This is a genomic window from Streptosporangium sp. NPDC002607 (assembly GCF_053592655.1).
On record NZ_JBSFWD010000062.1, the window covers coordinates 1 to 16,336 of the forward strand.

The window sequence follows — 16,336 nt, forward strand, 5'->3', positions numbered from 1 at the left end:
CAGCGCCGATGGTACTGCACCGGGGACGGTGTGGGAGAGTAGGTCGCCGCCGGACAATCTTTTATGAGGGCCCTCACCTTTTGGTGGGGGCCTTCATGTTTTCCAGGAGAGTTCCGAAAGGTCGGGGCTCCCGCCGGCCGGTGGGGTTCTTACTCTGGAATCCGGGCCGTCGGCCGATGATCCTCGGGCTTTCTGGGAGAGTTCTGGCGGCCGTGGGAGCCTTTCTGTTTTCGTATCTCGCGATGGGAAAGTGCTCCACCGGGTGGTGAGGCCCTTTTTTGCGTTGGGGGTACTCGTGTCCGGAAGCTGACCGGGACGTCAGTAGGCTGGAGACGTGGACTATCGAGCGGTTGAACAAGCGATCATGCAGCGTGGAGTCGAGTGGAACTTCGAGCCCAGTCTCGACAGGATCGCCGCGCTTATGGACCTGCTCGGTTCCCCGCAGCACTCCTATCCCGTCGTGCACGTGGCCGGTACGAACGGTAAGTCGAGCACGACCCGGATGATCGAGGCGCTGCTGCGTGAGCGCAATCTACGTGTCGGCCGGTTCACCAGCCCGCATCTCGTCTCCATGCGCGAGCGCATCAGCGTGGACGGTGCCCCACTGAGTGAGGAGCGCTTCGTCGAGGTCTACGAGGACATCGCGCCCTACCTGGAGATGGTCGACGCTCAAGGGCGACGGCTCTCCTTCTTCGAGACACTCACCGCGATGGCGTTCGCGGCGTTCGCCGACGCCCCCGTGGACGTCGCGGTCATCGAGACGGGAATGGGCGGCATCACCGACGCCACCAACGTCGCGGACGGCGCTGTGGCGGTCATCACGCCCATCTCCCTCGACCATGTCGAATACCTCGGGCCCGACGTCGAGACGATCGCGGGGGAGAAGGCCGGCATCATCAAGGCCGGGGCGATCGCCGTGCTCGCGCAGCAGGAGCTTCCCGCAGCCGCGGTGCTGATGCAGCAGGCGGCCGAGACGGGCGCCACCGTGGCACGCGAGGGACTGGAGTTCGGAGTGCTGGGCCGGGAGCTCGCCATCGGTGGGCAACTGCTCCGGCTCAAGGGTCTCAAGGGTACCTATGACGACATCCTGCTCCCCCTGTACGGCGCTCACCAGGCCGGCAACGCCGCCTGCGCCCTGGCCGCGGTCGAGGCGCTGACCGGCGGGGACGAGCCTCTCGACGCCGAGCTGGTGCGGCAGGCGTTCCTGGGGGTGCGCTCGCCCGGCAGGCTGGAGGTGGTGCGCCGGGGCCCCACGGTTGTCGTCGACGCCGCGCACAACCCGGCGGGGATGCGGGCCACTCTGGACGCCGTGCACGAGTCCTTCGACTTCGCGAAGCTCATCGGAGTGCTGGCGGTGTTCGAGGACAAGGACGTCGAGGGCATCCTGGAGCTGCTGGAACCGATGATGGACGAGATCGTGGTGACCCGGAACTCCTCGCCAAGGTCCATGGACGTGGACGATCTCGCCGCGCTGGCCGAGGAGATCTTCGGTCTTGACCGGGTGCACCAGGTCGAGCGGTTGGACAGTGCGATCGACAGGGCGATCGGCATGGTCGACGCTCTGGGAGAGTTCAGCGGTGCCGGGGTGTTGATCACAGGTTCCGTGGTCACCGCCGGCGACGCGCGGCTCCTGCTCAAGGCAGACGAGACGCAGTGAGCGGTGAGTGCCGACGGCCGCCGGCCGGGCGACTGAGGAGGAGAGAGAAATGATCACGGTCACTCCGGGCATGAGGCGCCTCTGCGCCAGCGTGCTCGGCATGGAGGCCATAGTCGTCGGGCTGTTCACGCCGGTGGCCATCAACACCCAGGGCGTCGAACCGGCCATCGCGGCCACCGTCGGGCTGGGTCTGGCGCTCCTCTGCGTGCTGGTCATCGGCCTGCTCAAGCGGCCTTTCGCCTACGTCGCGGGAAGCCTGGTCCAGGTGCTCGCCATCGCCTCCGGCTTCATGGTCCCGACCATGTTCTTCCTCGGAGTGATCTTCGCCGCGCTGTGGATCACAGCGATATTCGTCGCTCGCCGTGTCGAGGGCGTGACTTCTCGCTAAAGTCGGCCAACATGGCCGTCCCTCCCATTCAGCCGACTCGGGCAGTGGGCGCCGGGCCCACGGGCCTGGTGCGCGCATTCCGTGTCTCGTTGATGCTCGACGTCGTCCTAGGACTGCTCGTCGCGGTAGTGCTGCCGTTGGCGATCGTCGCCATCCCCAACACCATCTCGGTGGTCGCCGCCCTCCTGCCACCGGAAGTCTCACAGATAGCGATGATCAGGGCGCATGGGCTGGCGCTCCCCGCGATGGTCCTGACCATGCCGGTGGCCGCGGTGCTCGTACGCCGGGTGCGGGCGGCCCCGATGGTGGTCGCGGGGCTGACCCTGCTCGCCTTCGCGGACGCGGCCGGCGGCTATGCAGGGTCCACGGTGCTGGTGGGGGTCCTGCGGGTCCTGCACGGTGTCGGCGCGGGCCTGCTGGTCCCCGCCACCCTGATGGCCGTCTGGGGGCGCTCACCGTTCCTGCGGGCGCTGTGGGCGGCCGCGCTGGCGGCGAGCCTCCTGGCCGCACAGGCGCTCGCGCTCTGGCCCCTCGACCAGGTCGACTCCTGGCGCGTCACCCTGCAGCCGTACCCGATGCTCACCGGGGTAGCGCTCGTGCTGGCCGCGCTCTACCTCGTGCTGTGGCTGAAGGACGGGGAGAGCGCCGCCGGTCCGGGCACGGTCGTCGCGGCACGCGGGCGCACGCTGTGGGCGGTCGTGCCCGCCGCGGGCGTCGCGGCCCTCGCCCTGGGCAGCACGTTCGACTGGTCGGCGAGTCTCGTGATCCGCGCGGCCCTGGTGTCCGTCGTCGTGCTGCTCGCCCTGGCCTCCTCGGGGGCCTCACGGGGGGCCGCCGGCCGCGCGCCGGCCTACGCGATGGTCGCGGTCGGCGTCGTTGTCCTGCCCACCGCGGCCCAGGTCACCTATGTCGAACTCGGCGGGCTGGGCGGTCCGGGTCTGTCCGGCCTGTGGTCGGCCTTCGCGATCGCCACCGTGGTGGCCCTCCTGGCCGCCGCGCTGACGAACCGGCTGGCCGCCACGGCCATGCCCATGGTCACCGCCGGTGGACTGGTGGTGGTGGTCGGGGGCCTGTGTGCGGTACGGCTGTTCCTTCCCGCTCCGGGCGGGCTCGCGCTGATCCTTCCGTTCACGCTGCTCGCGGGTGGTGCCTCGGTGGCCCTCACCGGCGCGCTGCGCTCCTGTGCCGAGGAGGCCGCGCTCCTGGCGCTGTCGCTGTTCTTCCCCGCGGTGCTGGCCGGATTCCTGCTGGGCAGCGGTGTCCAGGTCGCCCAGCTGCGGGAGGCCAAGACCCCGCAGGCGCTGGTCGACGGGTTCGTGGACGCTCTGCACCTGTGGGCACTGATCGGGGGTGGCCTGGTGCTCGTGGTGATCGTGCTCGCTGCCGTACTGGCCCGTCTCCTGCCGGGGCGTCCGGGAAGTCCGGAGAGCCCGCCGGATGCCGGTACGGCGGACACCTCGCCCGTGGCGGGCCCCACCTCCGGGCTGGTGCCCTCTCCCGCGGGGGAGGTCGATCCCGCCGGCGGGGTACGGCAGGGAGGCGTCATGCGAGGACAGTCAGGGCCCACGGTGGTGCGGCCGCGCTCCGAGGCGATGACCGGTTCCCACACGCCGGCCCGCTCGAAGCCGGAGGCCGGGCCGGTGCACGGGTCCGTCGCCGCGACGGGAGGAGGTGCCGGGGCGGGTAAGGGCAACAGGTCCAGGCCCCGGCACGAGCCGGACCGCGTTCCCGAGCGGGACCCCGACACGGAGCCGGAGCCGGAGAAGGTGGTCGCGCCGCCGGTGGTGGTGCCACCGCCCGCGCCCTCTCCGGAGGATGGCCCGGGGAACGGTCCGGCCCTCCAGTGACTCCGCCGACCACGGGAAAGCGCGCGAAGGGCGGTAAACTTCGCGCGATTACCGCAGTCAGCGACCCATACGTGTTCGAAGGAGAACCTCAGTGTCCGAGCGCACCCTTGTCCTGATCAAGCCCGACGGTGTGGCGCGTGGTCTCATCGGCGACGTGATCGCCCGTGTCGAGCGCAAGGGCCTGAAGGTCGTGGCGCTGGAGCTGCGCACCCTGGACGTCGACACCGCCAAGACGCACTACGCCGAGCACTCCGAGCGGCCGTTCTTCGGTGAGCTGGTGGAGTTCATCACCTCCGGTCCGCTGGTCGCGCTGGTGCTGGAGGGGCCGCGCGCCATCGAGGCCTTCCGCTCCCTCGCCGGCCTGACCGACCCGGTCAAGTCCGCTCCCGGCACCATTCGCGGTGACCACGCTCTGGAGATCGGCGAGAACGTCGTCCACGGCTCGGACTCCCCCGAGTCCGCCGCAAGGGAGATCAAGATCTTCTTCCCGGATCGCTTCTAGGCGCCCGCTTTTATCGTGTTTGTTGGGCCCCGCCGTCCTTCTGGACGGCGGGGCCCGACCTATTTGGCTAACCCAAGATTTTGCTGCGGTAGGCCGGCTCATTGCGCTCAAGGGTGGGTGCGTCACGTTACGATTCGAGTGCGTTCCGTAGTTTTCGCCGACGACCTGACGGAAGGAGGCCAGCCTTCCTCATGGGCAGCAATCTTGCTTTTTTGGGCCGTGACATGGCAGTCGACCTCGGCACCGCGAACACCCTCGTGTACGTCAGAGGGCGCGGAATCGTGCTCAACGAGCCATCCGTCGTAGCGATCAACAGCATCACTGGGAAGATCGTGGCCGTTGGCATCGAGGCCAAGCGGATGATAGGCCGCACTCCGAGCAACATCATCGCCATCCGTCCGCTCAAGGACGGTGTCATCGCCGACTTCGACGTCACCGAGCGCATGCTGCGCTACTTCATCCAGCGGGTGCACAAGCGCCGCCATTTCGCCAAGCCGCGCATCATCATCGCCGTGCCGAGCGGGATCACCGGGGTCGAGCAGCGGGCGGTCAAGGAGGCCGGATACCAGGCGGGTGCCCGCAGGGTCTACATCGTTGAGGAGCCCATGGCCGCCGCGATCGGCGCCGGGCTCCCCGTGCACGAGCCCACCGGCAACATGGTGGTCGACATAGGCGGTGGCACCACCGAGGTGGCGATCATCTCGATGGGCGGTGTGGTCACCAGCCAGTCGATCAGGGTGGGCGGTGACGAGCTCGATCAGGCGATCATCGCCTTCGCGAAGAAGGAGTACTCGCTGATGCTCGGCGAGCGCACCTCCGAGGAGATCAAGATGGCCATCGGCTCCGCCTGCATGCTCCCGGAGGAGAGCCATGCCGAGATCAGGGGGCGTGACCTGGTCAGCGGCCTGCCGAAGACGATCGTGGTGTCGGCGGCCGAGATCCGCAAGGCCATCGAGGAACCGCTCAACGTGATCGTCGACGCGGTCAAGACCACACTTGACAAGTGCCCGCCGGAGCTCTCCGGAGACCTCATGGACCGGGGGATCGCCCTCACCGGAGGCGGGGCGCTCCTCAAGGGCATGGACGAGCGGCTGAAGGCCGAGACCGGCATGCCGATCCACCTCGTCGACAACGCCCTCGACTCCGTGGCGCTGGGCACGGGCAAGTGCGTCGAGGACTTCGACGCACTGCAGCAGGTCCTGGTTCCCGAGCCGCGGCACTGATGAAGGACACCCGCCGGGCACGGGTCAACCTGGGGCTGCTGCTGGCCGCCGCGCTCGTGCTCGTGACCATCGACCACCGTTCGGCCGCGCAGTCCCCGTTCGGGCCGCTCCGCATGGTCGGCACGACACTGTTCGGCACCGCGGAGAGTGTGGGGTCGGGGATCGTGCGGCCGGTCGGCGAGTTCTTCGAGACGATGACCGAGGCTCCTTCCGCGCGTGGACGCATCGAGGAGTTGCTCGCGGAGAACCAGCGGCTCAAGCGGGACCTGGTGGCGCAGAGCCTCGACCGGGGGCGTTCGGAGGAGTTGCGCAAGCTGCTCGGGGTCTCGGGCACCGGCGGATACAAGATCCTGCCCACCCAGGTGATCGCTCGGCGTGGGACTCCCGGGTTCGAGGAGGCCGTCGAGCTCGACGTGGGGCGCGCCGACGGGGTGCGCACCGAGATGACGGTGCTGAACGCCGACGGCCTGGTCGGCAGGGTGATCCACGTGGGCGCGTCCACCTCGACCGTGGTCCTGCTCAGCGACCCCGCCTCGGCGGCCGGAGCCCGGCTGGAGGGAAGCAACGAGATCGGGGTGGTGCACGGGGTGGGGGAGAACGGCCGTCTGGTCCGCTTCCGGCTGCTCGACTCGACCGCGCCCATCATCCCCGGCCACCGCATCGTGAGTTTCGGTTCCCAGCGCGGCGCGCCGTACGTGGCGGGGGTGCCGATCGGGGTGGTGGAGCGGGTGGAGGCCACGCCGGGTGAGCTGACCCGTATCGCGTACGCGCGGCCGTACGCCGACCTCACCGCGCTGGACGTGGTCGGCGTGGTGGTGCAGGCGCCGCGCCGGGACCCGCGTGACGCGGTGCTCCCCTCCGGCCCGCGAAAGGCGGCGCCTCCCCGCTTCCAGCGAGAGGGGGTCTGACGGGATGGGGCGCAACGTGATCTTCGTGGCGCTGCTCCTGGGAATCATGATTTTCCAGGTGACCGTCGTCAACAGGCTGCCGCTGCCGGGGCAGGCCGCGCCGGATCTGGTGCTGCTCGCCGTGGTGGGGTACGCGCTGGCCCGCGGGGCGGCGGCGGGGGCGGCCATGGGTTTCGCCGCCGGGCTTCTCAGCGATGTGCTGCCGCCGGCCGCGCACCTGTTCGGGCACCACGCGCTGGTGCTCTGCCTCGTCGGCTTCATCGCGGGGCGCGCGGTGGAGAGCCATCCTGGGGCGGGGCCGCTCGCGGCGCTGGCCTGCGCGGTCGCCGGTCCGGTGATCGCGGTGGCGACCGGCGCCCTGCTGGGGGACCCACGGACCGGCGTGCCCATGCTCACGACCACGCTGCCGCAGGCGGTGCTCTACAACCTGCTTGCCGCGTCGCCGGTGGTGTGGGTGGTGCGAAGGCTCGTCTGCGGGCCGGAGCCGCGCCCCGTCCAGGTGCTCGGATACGTCATGCGGAGCCGCTTGTGAGGCACCTCGTGCTGGAGGACACGTGAGCGGCGGTGAGGAGGAGCGAGCATGGGCCTGATGCGGGGGCGGCTGGTCGTGGTGCAGTTGCTGGTGGTGTCGATGCTGGCGTTGCTCGCTGTCCGGCTCTGGCAGGTGCAGGTGGTGCGCGGTCGGGAGTACGTGGTGGCCGCCACCGAGACGCGCACGCGCGATGTCGTCGTTCCCGCGGTACGCGGGCAGATCCTTGACTCGACGGGCCGTCCGCTGGTCCGAAACCGGACCACGCTGGTGGTCTCGGTCGACCGCACCCGCCTGAACCGGATGGAGGGCAACGGCAAGGAGGTGCTCGAGAAGCTGGCCGCCGTGCTCGGCCGTCGCCCCGCCGAGCTACGGGAGCGCATCAGGGCATGCGGGCCGGGGGTCACCCGTCCCTGCTGGCCGGGCTCTCCGTACCAGCCGATCCCCATCGACGCGGATGTCACCACGCGCGAGGCCCTGCAGATCCTGGAACGGCAGGAGGAGTTCCCCGGGGTCACGGCCGAGGTGCAGGCGGTACGGGAGTATCCGAGCCGGAGCGCGGGAGCGCAGGCGCTCGGCTACCTGCAGCCGATCACGCAGGAGGAGCTGAACAGGCGCGACGGGCTCAGGGCGGCGTTCTCCGGGGTCGACCTGGTGGGCAGGGACGGCCTGGAGTCGGTCTACGACGTGTCGTTGCGTGGGACGCCGGGGATGCGGCGGGTGCAGGTCGACCGGCTTGGCAAGGTCATCGGGGTGGAGCAGCACGTGTCTCCGGTGCCGGGTGACACGCTCATCACCAGCATCGACTCCAGGGTGCAGGCCACGGCGGAGAAGGCATTGGCCGAGGCGATGAAGGGCGCGCCCACGGCGGACGGCGCGGCGGCGGTGGTGCTGGATGTGAAGACGAGCAGGGTCGTCGCTCTGGCCAGCGCGCCGACGTACGATCCGGCGATCTGGACCGGGGGAATCTCCGAGGCGCAGTACCAGCGTCTGCTGTCCGGCAAGGCGGGCAAGCCGTTGGTCTCCCGGGCCATCAAGGGCGAGTTCGCGCCTGGTTCGACGTTCAAGGTGTCGTCGGTGGCGGCGATGCTCAAGGACGGCTACCCGCTGCACGGCCAGTACGACTGCCCAGGGTCCTTCATGGTGGGCGACCGGCCGTTCAACAACTTCCGGGGTATCGGGCTGGGAACGCTCACCCTGCACATGGCGCTGGTGAAGTCCTGCGACACGATCTTCTACCGGGCGGCCTACGAGCAGTGGCTGCGCGACGGCGGGCTCAATCCCAAGGGGAGGACCAAGGAACCGATGGCGGCCATGGCGCGCGCCTACGGTTTCGGCCGACCCACCGGCATCGACCTGCCGGGTGAGTCGGCGGGCCGGATTCCTGACCGGGCGTGGAAGAAGACGCTCTGGTCGGTGACCAAGGACACCAACTGCAAGCGGGCCAAAACCGGCTACCCGGAGGTGGCCAGGAGCAGCCCCAGCAGGGCCGCCTTCCTCAAGCGGTTGGCGTACGAGAACTGCCTGGAGGGGTACCAGTGGCGGCCCGGTGACGCCGCCAACTTCTCCATCGGGCAGGGCGACGTGCTGGTGACGCCGCTGCAGCTGGCGGCGGCCTACGCGGCGCTGGTCGGGGACGGCAGGCTGCGCAGCCCCCGGCTGGGCTGGGCGCTGGTGCGTCCCGACGGCACCAAGGTCAAGGAGATCGAGGTGCCGGTGGTGGGCAGGCTGCCGCTCTCGCCACGGGAGCGGGCCTACATCAAGGGGGCGCTGAGCGAGGTCGCCTCCGACGGCACCGCGGCCGGGGCCTTTGCCGGGTTCCCCATGAACCAGGTCAAGATCGGCGGAAAGACCGGCACCGCCGAGGTCTACGGCAAGGCCGACACATCCTGGTTCGCCTCGTTCGCCCCGACGGACAAGCCGCAGTTCGTGATCGTCGCCATGGTCTCCCAGGGTGGGATGGGCGCCGAGACCGCGGCTCCGGCGGTGCGGAAGATCTACGAGGGCATCTTCGGGTTCAAGCCCGACGGCAAGCCGGCCTCCCCGATCCTGCCGGGCGGGCGCCCGGTAAGAGCGCTTCCGGTGATCGCGAAAGACGGGACGGTGGCGCGATGAGATCCGCTGTGGCATCGGTGACACCGTCCGCGGTGGTGTCCGTGACGGCGTCGGCGGTGACGTCCGCCAGGAGAGCGGCGTGAACCGGGTGGCGGCCGCGCCGCCGAGGGCGTCCCTGGCCGGCAGGACGGTGGCGGCGGCCGCCGCGGTGGGCCGGATGGACGGGGTGATGCTGGTCGCCGTAACCGCCCTGGGGGTGATCGGCACGATGCTGGTCTGGTCTTCGACCAGGACATGGGCGGCCGGCTCCACGGGACTGGTCAAGAAGCACATCCTCAACCTCGTCATCGGAGCCGTGCTGGCCGGTACGGCCGCGATGCTGGACCACCGGACGCTGAGGACCTTCGCGCCGCTGGTGTACGGCGTGACGCTGATCGGGCTGCTTCTGGTGATCACACCCCTCGGCAGCACCGTGAACGGCGCACACTCGTGGATCATGCTGGGTGGTGGTTTCGCGTTCCAGCCCTCGGAGTTCGCCAAGCTCGGCCTGGTGCTGATGCTCGCCATGCTGCTGGCCCAGCCCGCCCGCGGCACCGACCGGCCGAGGAGCTTCGACGTCGTGATCGCGCTGGTGGTGGCCACCTTCACCATGGGGTTGGTGATGCTCCAGCCCGACCTGGGAACCACGATGGTCATCGGGGTGATCACGGCGGGTGCGATCGTCGTGGCCGGCGCCCGCAAGCGCTGGATCGGCGGGCTCACCCTCGGCGTGCTCGGCGCGGGGGCGGCCGTGTGGTTCCTCGACATCCTGGAGCCGTACCAGATCGCTCGGTTCACCGCGTTCCTCAACCCGGCCAGCGATCCGCGCGGGGTCGGCTACAACAGCACCCAGTCGTTGATCGCGATCGGGTCGGGAGAGGTGTTCGGCAAGGGGCTGTTCGGGGGCGGCCAGACCACCGGCCGCTTCGTACCCGAGCAGCACACCGACTTCATCTTCACGGTGGCGGGGGAGGAGTTCGGCTTCCTCGGTTCGGTCACCGTGGTGGCGCTGCTCGGGGTGATCCTGCTGCGGGGGGTGCGGATCGCCCGGGAGTGCGAGGACCGGTTCGGCACGCTGGCGGCCGGGTCGATCGTGTGCTGGCTGGCCTTCCAGTCGTTCGTCAACATCGGGATGACGGTCGGGATCATGCCGATCACCGGTCTTCCCCTGCCGTTCGTCTCCTACGGCGGTACCGCCACCTTCGCCAACATGATTGCTTTTGGGATGCTTCAGGCGATTCACATGCGCCGGCAGTCTTTCTAGCACCGGCATGGGTGACTGCCTATGGCACTCTCTCCGGGCGGATATTCTTGATGGCATGTCTGTCGAGTCGCTGTTTCCCCGCCTGGAAGCGCTCCTGCCCAGAGTGCAGAAGCCGATCCAGTACGTCGGAGGTGAGCTCAACTCGACCGTCAAGGATTGGGACGAGACCACGGTTCGCTGGGCGTTGATGTATCCGGACGCCTACGAGGTCGGTCTGCCCAACCAGGGCGTCCAGATTCTCTACGAGATCCTCAACGAGCTGCCGGAGACACTGGCCGAGCGGACCTACGCGGTCTGGCCCGACCTGGAGGCGCTCATGCGTGTCGAGGGCGTACCTCAGTTCACGGTCGACGGGCACCGTCCGGTACGGGCGTTCGACGTGCTCGGTCTCTCCTTCTCGACCGAGCTCGGCTACACCAACATGCTGACCGCGCTGGATCTGGCGGGCATCCCGCTGGAGGCGTCGGAGCGGGGCGACGATGATCCGATCGTCTTGGCCGGCGGTCACGCGGCGTTCAATCCCGAGCCGATCGCCGACTTCCTCGACGCCGCCGTGCTGGGCGACGGGGAGCAGATCGCCATCGCGATCACCGAGGTCATCCGCGAGTGGAAGGCCGAGGGCTCGCCCGGCGGGCGCGACGGGCTGCTGATGCGGCTGGCCGAGTCCGGCGGGGTCTACGTGCCGAAGTTCTACGACGTCGACTACCACCCCGACGGCCGTATCCAGCGCGTCGCACCCAACAGGTCGGGTGTGCCGTGGCGGATCCACAAGCACACGGTCATGGATCTGGACGAGTGGCCGTATCCGAAGAAGCCGCTGGTCCCGCTGGCCGAGACCGTGCACGAGCGGTTCAGCGTGGAGATCTTCCGCGGCTGCACCCGAGGTTGCCGGTTCTGCCAGGCCGGCATGATCACCCGTCCGGTGCGTGAGCGCTCGATCACCACGATCGGCGACATGGTCGAGGCGGGCGTGAAGGCGTCAGGTTTCAACGAGGTCGGCCTGCTGTCACTCTCCTCGGCCGACCACTCCGAGATCGGTGAGGTCGCCAAGGGACTGGCGGATCGTTACGAGGGCACCAACACCTCGCTCTCGCTGCCCTCGACCCGGGTCGACGCGTTCAACATCGACCTGGCGAACGAGTTCTCGCGCAACGGCAGGCGTTCCGGTCTGACGTTCGCCCCCGAGGGCGGCTCCGAGCGGATGCGCAAGGTGATCAACAAGATGGTCACCGAGGAAGACCTGATCAGGACCGTCACCACCGCGTACACCCAGGGTTGGCGGCAGGTGAAGCTCTACTTCATGTGCGGTCTGCCCACCGAGGAGGACGTCGACGTCGAGGGCATCGCCGACCTGGCCAAGAAGGTCATCAAGGCCGGTCGAGAGGCCACCGGGTCGCGCGACGTCCGCTGCACGGTCTCCATCGGTGGCTTCGTTCCCAAGCCGCACACCCCGTTCCAGTGGGCCGGCCAGGCCGACCACGAGACGGTCGACCGCAGGCTCAGGGCGCTGAAGGAGGCCCTGCGCGGTGACAGGGAGTACGGCCGGGCCATCGGCCTGCGCTACCACGACGGCAAGCCCTCGATCGTGGAGGGCCTGCTGTCGCGGGGCGACCGCCGGGTCGGGGAGGTCATCCGCGCGGTGTGGGCGGACGGCGGCCGGTTCGACGGCTGGAGCGAGCACTTCTCCTATCAGCGCTGGATGGACGCCGCGGCCAAGGTCGGCGTCGACGTCGACTGGTACACCACGCGCGAGCGCGAGGAGAACGAGGTCCTGCCCTGGGACCATCTCGATGCCGGTCTCGACCGCGAATGGCTCTGGCAGGACTGGCAGGACGCGGTCAACGACGTCGAGGTCGAAGACTGCCGATGGACCCCGTGCTACGACTGCGGCGTCTGCCCCACGATGGGGACGGAGATCCAGATCGGGCCCACCGGGAAGAAGCTGCTGCCACTGACGGTTGTCTGAGGTAGGCGGTGCGTGAGCGCCGCCCACCCAAGAGACGACGACCACGACTTTGGAAGGACGACACCACTCTGAAACCCGCTCCCGACGGGCCGCCGCCCGCGCCAGTGGTGCAGCGTCTCCGTGTGCGCTACGCCAAGCGTGGCCGCCTGCGCTTCACCAGCCACCGCGACATCTCCCGGGCGCTTGAACGCGCGGTCCGGCGAGCCGACGTCCCGGTGGCGTTCAGCGCGGGCTTCTCGCCCCACCCGAAGATCTCCTACGTGGGAGGGGCCGCACCCACCGGGGTCGCCAGCGAGGCCGAGTACCTCGAGATCAGCGTGACGCGCGAGTGTGACCCGGAGCGGCTGCGAGCCGCTCTGGACGCCTCGTTGCCTCCCGGTCTCGACGTGCTTGACGTCGTGGAGGCCGGCCCCGCGAGTCTGGCCGACCAGATGGAGTGCTCGGCGTGGGAACTGCGGCTGCCCGGAGCCGATCTCGCCCTCGCGGGTGTCGCGGTTGAGAGATTCGTCGCCACCGATCACGTCGAGGTCGAACGCCTTACCAAGAAGGGGATGCGACGTTTCGACGCGCGGGAGGCGGTGCTGAGCCTCGCGGCATTTGAGGGCAAAGGGACAACAGCAGGTCAGGCGTCCAGTCGGCCATGTGTCATACTTCGCATGGTTGTACGGCACGCAACTCCTGCCGTTCGACCCGACGACGTTCTCACTGGACTGCGTCTTGTGGCTGACTTCGCGCCGCCGGTGCCCCCCGAGGTGACCAGGCTGGCGCAGGGCCCGCTGGACGTTCGCACCGGTGAGCCCGCTGATCCGTTCGGCCTGGACCGCGACATTACGCGCGGCGGCGAAGCGGAACCGGTGGGCAGGCACGTCGGCGGCGACATATAGGACTTGGCGCCGGGCTATGAGCCTGGCGGACAGTGAGAGACGAGAGCTCCCGCGCGGCGCGGAGACGTGCCCGGGAGCTGAACGGGAGAGCGCCCGCATGCTCGACAACGAGCCCAACGCCGGGGTCAACAGCCTCGGTGGGGACACGACAACAGAAGAGACGCGGCCACCGGCGCCCCGGCGCAGGGCCGCGAGCCGACCCGCAGGACCTCCGCCGGAGGAGCCGGATTCGGCTCCCGAGGTCGTGACGGCACCCGCACCCCGGGCGGCGTCCGGCATCTCGCCGGAACCGTCGGCGGCCGGTGCGTCCGGGCCCGCGGTGGAGCCCGCGGAGGCTGTAGAGCCCGCCGAGGCGGCAGAGCCCGCGGAGGCGGCAGAGGTGAAGGAGGCTGCGCCCAAGCGCGCCACCAGACGTAAGACCGTCGCGACGGACGGCACCGCCACCACCACGCGGCGTAGTCGTGCGAAGAAGGTGGCCGAACCGGTCGCCGAGCCTGTCGAGACGGCGGCCGCCGCCGTTCAGGAGCCCGCCGCCGAGCCCGCGCCGCGGGAGGAGCCCGCCGCCCCTGCCAAGCGCACCCGTACGCGCAAGAAGGCAGTCGTGCGGGAGGAGCCGGCCGCGGCCGAGGAGGTCACCGGCGAGGTGCCCACGGCCGGGGCGGAGGAGGTCGAGGCGGAGCTGCTGCTCGAGCTGCCCGTCGACGAACCGCTCGATGACGAGCCCGCGGGTGAGGACCTCGTCGAGGAGGCCGTCGAGGAACGGCGGCCGGGGCTGTTCGCCGACCCCTTCGGGCTGGTCGCCCAAGAACGTTCCGAGGTGCCCTCGGTGACCTTCCAGGCACCCGCGGCGGTGTTCCAGCCGCTGTTCCAGGCCCCCGACCCGCAGCGGGCCGCGCAGCCCGCCGCCCGGCCCGCGCCGGTCCAGCCTCCCGCGCCGCAGCCGGAGCCCGAGCCCGTCGAGGCGAAGGCCGAGATCGCCGAGGAGCCCGAGGACGAGGACACGGACGGAGACGAGGACGCCGGTGGCCGCCGGCGTCGGCGCCGCAGGGGTGGCCGGGGCCGTGGCAAGACGCGGGACCTCGACGAGAGCGAGGAGACCGAGGCCGAGCAGGACGAAGAGGACAGGCCCGAGGCCGAGCAGGACGAAGACTCGGAGAGCGGCAGCTCGCGCCGGCGTCGCCGCAGGCGGCGCAGGGGCACCGACGAGGCGGGAGAGGTCCACGACGACCCGCCGAACACCGTGGTGCGCATCCGCGCGCCCCGCGCCGGGCGCAGCACCTCGGTGGACGAGGTGCAGAGCGTGCGAGGCTCGACCCGCCTGGAGGCCAAGAAGCAGCGCCGCCGCGAGGGGCGCGAGCTTGGCCGCAGGCGTCCGCCGATCATCACCGAGTCGGAGTTCCTGGCCCGCAGGGAGTCCGTCGAGCGCATGATGGTGGTCCGCCGTACCGGTGGGCGCACCCAGATCGCGGTGCTGGAGGACGGGGTCCTCGTCGAGCACTACGTCAACCGCGAGGCGAGCCAGTCGTACGTGGGCAACGTCTATCTCGGCAAGGTGCAGAACGTCCTGCCGAGCATGGAGGCCGCGTTCGTCGACATCGGCAAGGGCCGTAACGCGGTGCTGTACGCCGGAGAGGTGAACTTCGACACCGCCGGGCTGGAGGGACAGCCCAAGCGGATCGAGGTGGCGCTGAAGTCGGGCCAGTCGGTGCTGGTACAGGTCACCAAGGACCCGATGGGGCACAAGGGCGCCCGCCTGACGAGCCAGATCAGCCTGCCCGGGCGCTACCTGGTCTACGTGCCCGACGGCTCGATGACCGGGATCAGCCGCAAGCTCCCCGACAAGGAGCGCACCCGCCTCAAGAGCATCCTCAAGAAGGTCATGCCGGAGAACGCCGGGGTCATCGTCCGCACGGCCGCCGAAGGGGCGTCGGAGGACGAGCTGAGCCGCGACGTGGCCAGGCTGTCGGCGCAGTGGGAGAACATCCAGCGCAAGGCCAAGTCGGCCAGCGCGCCGGAGCTGCTCTCCTCCGAGCCGGACCTGACGGTCCGGGTGGTCAGGGACGTGTTCAACGAGGACTTCTCCTCGCTGGTCGTCGCGGGAGACGAGGTGTGGGAGACGGTCGACGAGTACGTCCGTTACGTCGCCCCGCACCTGGCCGACCGCCTCAGCAGGTGGGAGGAGGACGGCGACGTCTTCGCCGCCTACCGGATCGACGAGCAGATCGCCAAGGCGATGGAGCGCAAGGTCTGGCTGCCCAGCGGTGGCTCGCTGGTGATCGACCGGACCGAGGCCATGACCGTGGTCGACGTCAACACCGGCAAGTTCACCGGCCAGGGCGGCAACCTTGAGGAGACCGTCACCCGCAACAACCTGGAGGCGGCCGAGGAGATCGTCCGCCAGCTCAGGCTGCGCGACATCGGCGGCATCATCGTCATCGACTTCATCGACATGGTGCTGGAGAACAACCGGGACCTGGTGCTGAGGCGGCTGCTGGAGTGCCTGGCCCGCGACCGTACCAAGCACCAGGTCGCCGAGGTCACCTCCCTGGGTCTGGTCCAGATGACGCGTAAGCGGGTCGGTCAGGGGCTCCTGGAGGCGTTCTCCACGGTCTGTGAGTGCTGCAACGGCCGCGGCCTGCACGTCTCGACCGAGCCGGTCGAGGGCAAGCCGGAGCCGCGTGGTACGCAGGGCAAGATGGCGGTCGAGAAGGCCGTCGCGGAGAAGCTCGGCAAGGACGGTAGCCACGCTGTGGCGGCCGGTGACCAGTCGGGTCGTGATACGGTGACCGATGCGCTTGATGGAGTCCAGAACGAGGACGGTCAGGCAGCACAGGCTTCTGGCCGGGGGCGGAGACGCTCCCGCAAGGCCAGGTCGGCCGAGTAGGTCCTGTCCCGCAGATTTTGCCGTGGCGTGGGTCTGCCGGACGGTGTCTCGTAGGGCGGAAGAGGAGCTCATAGCGTGCTATGGGTGACGGAACCGTCGCGAGGCCCCGTCCGGGTGACCAAGGCAGGCAGAAGATCCAAGGAGCAGGACCTGAGGTCGGCACCCCCGACGTTCCGCCCGGTTCGACCAG

At 69.6% G+C, this 16,336-nt stretch carries 12 protein-coding genes; all 12 read left to right on the plus strand.

The features are described 5' to 3' along the window. Nucleotides 1-364 precede the first annotated feature (364 nt). The 12 genes from ACWD3H_RS40710 to ACWD3H_RS40765 all read left to right on the plus strand — a co-directional run bounded on the left by ACWD3H_RS40710 (nucleotide 365) and on the right by ACWD3H_RS40765 (nucleotide 16,146). Complete coding sequence (locus tag ACWD3H_RS40710; RefSeq protein WP_451958855.1) at nucleotides 365-1,657, plus strand: bifunctional folylpolyglutamate synthase/dihydrofolate synthase; 1,293 nt, start codon at nucleotides 365-367, stop codon at nucleotides 1,655-1,657. 49 nt (nucleotides 1,658-1,706) lie between these two features. Continuing rightward, entirely contained in the window at nucleotides 1,707-2,045 is a 339-nt protein-coding gene (locus ACWD3H_RS40715; RefSeq protein ID WP_355569452.1) for a DUF4233 domain-containing protein, read from the plus strand. A gap of 68 nt (nucleotides 2,046-2,113) precedes the next feature. Continuing rightward, nucleotides 2,114-3,892, plus strand: coding sequence for a hypothetical protein (locus tag ACWD3H_RS40720; RefSeq protein ID WP_451958833.1), 1,779 nt, complete (start codon nucleotides 2,114-2,116; stop codon nucleotides 3,890-3,892). 91 nt (nucleotides 3,893-3,983) lie between these two features. Continuing rightward, entirely contained in the window at nucleotides 3,984-4,394 is a 411-nt protein-coding gene (gene ndk / locus ACWD3H_RS40725) for a nucleoside-diphosphate kinase (RefSeq protein WP_030924808.1), read from the plus strand. Nucleotides 4,395-4,585: 191 nt separating this feature from the next. Continuing rightward, nucleotides 4,586-5,617, plus strand: a complete 1,032-nt coding sequence (gene mreB, locus ACWD3H_RS40730) for a rod shape-determining protein (RefSeq protein WP_030924806.1) — start codon at nucleotides 4,586-4,588, stop codon at nucleotides 5,615-5,617. Then, complete coding sequence (mreC, locus tag ACWD3H_RS40735) at nucleotides 5,617-6,525, plus strand: rod shape-determining protein MreC (protein WP_355562592.1); 909 nt, start codon at nucleotides 5,617-5,619, stop codon at nucleotides 6,523-6,525. Before mreB ends, mreC begins: the two co-directional genes overlap by 1 nt. 4 nt (nucleotides 6,526-6,529) lie before the next feature. Further along, on the plus strand, nucleotides 6,530-7,057 hold the full coding sequence (gene mreD / locus ACWD3H_RS40740) for a rod shape-determining protein MreD (RefSeq protein WP_451958834.1): 528 nt from the start codon (nucleotides 6,530-6,532) through the stop codon (nucleotides 7,055-7,057). 48 nt (nucleotides 7,058-7,105) lie between these two features. Further along, nucleotides 7,106-9,169: a penicillin-binding protein 2 gene (mrdA, locus tag ACWD3H_RS40745; protein WP_451958835.1), complete on the plus strand. Its 2,064-nt coding sequence runs from the start codon at nucleotides 7,106-7,108 to the stop codon at nucleotides 9,167-9,169. Between the two features lie 79 nt (nucleotides 9,170-9,248). Next, nucleotides 9,249-10,412, plus strand: a complete 1,164-nt coding sequence (gene rodA, locus ACWD3H_RS40750) for a rod shape-determining protein RodA (RefSeq protein WP_355619940.1) — start codon at nucleotides 9,249-9,251, stop codon at nucleotides 10,410-10,412. 55 nt (nucleotides 10,413-10,467) lie between these two features. Beyond that, entirely contained in the window at nucleotides 10,468-12,378 is a 1,911-nt protein-coding gene (locus tag ACWD3H_RS40755; protein WP_451958836.1) for a TIGR03960 family B12-binding radical SAM protein, read from the plus strand. 104 nt (nucleotides 12,379-12,482) lie between these two features. Beyond that, nucleotides 12,483-13,262 (plus strand): TIGR03936 family radical SAM-associated protein, encoded by a 780-nt coding sequence (locus ACWD3H_RS40760; protein ID WP_355619946.1) that lies wholly within the window; start codon nucleotides 12,483-12,485, stop codon nucleotides 13,260-13,262. Nucleotides 13,263-13,359: 97 nt separating this feature from the next. Beyond that, nucleotides 13,360-16,146: an Rne/Rng family ribonuclease gene (locus ACWD3H_RS40765; RefSeq protein WP_451958837.1), complete on the plus strand. Its 2,787-nt coding sequence runs from the start codon at nucleotides 13,360-13,362 to the stop codon at nucleotides 16,144-16,146. The last annotated feature ends 190 nt before the right edge of the window (nucleotides 16,147-16,336 follow it).

Excerpts from the sequence above, each read along its gene's own strand:
- mrdA (WP_451958835.1), top strand. The coding sequence starts at position 7,106 with ATGGGCCTGATGCGGGGGCGGCTGGTCGTGGTGCAGTTGCTGGTGGTG.
- mreC (WP_355562592.1), top strand. The coding sequence starts at position 5,617 with ATGAAGGACACCCGCCGGGCACGGGTCAACCTGGGGCTGCTGCTGGCC.
- ACWD3H_RS40755 (WP_451958836.1), top strand. The coding sequence starts at position 10,468 with ATGTCTGTCGAGTCGCTGTTTCCCCGCCTGGAAGCGCTCCTGCCCAGA.
- mreD (WP_451958834.1), top strand. The coding sequence starts at position 6,530 with ATGGGGCGCAACGTGATCTTCGTGGCGCTGCTCCTGGGAATCATGATT.
- ACWD3H_RS40765 (WP_451958837.1), top strand. The coding sequence starts at position 13,360 with ATGCTCGACAACGAGCCCAACGCCGGGGTCAACAGCCTCGGTGGGGAC.
- ACWD3H_RS40715 (WP_355569452.1), top strand. The coding sequence starts at position 1,707 with ATGATCACGGTCACTCCGGGCATGAGGCGCCTCTGCGCCAGCGTGCTC.
- mreB (WP_030924806.1), top strand. The coding sequence starts at position 4,586 with ATGGGCAGCAATCTTGCTTTTTTGGGCCGTGACATGGCAGTCGACCTC.
- ACWD3H_RS40710 (WP_451958855.1), top strand. The coding sequence starts at position 365 with ATGCAGCGTGGAGTCGAGTGGAACTTCGAGCCCAGTCTCGACAGGATC.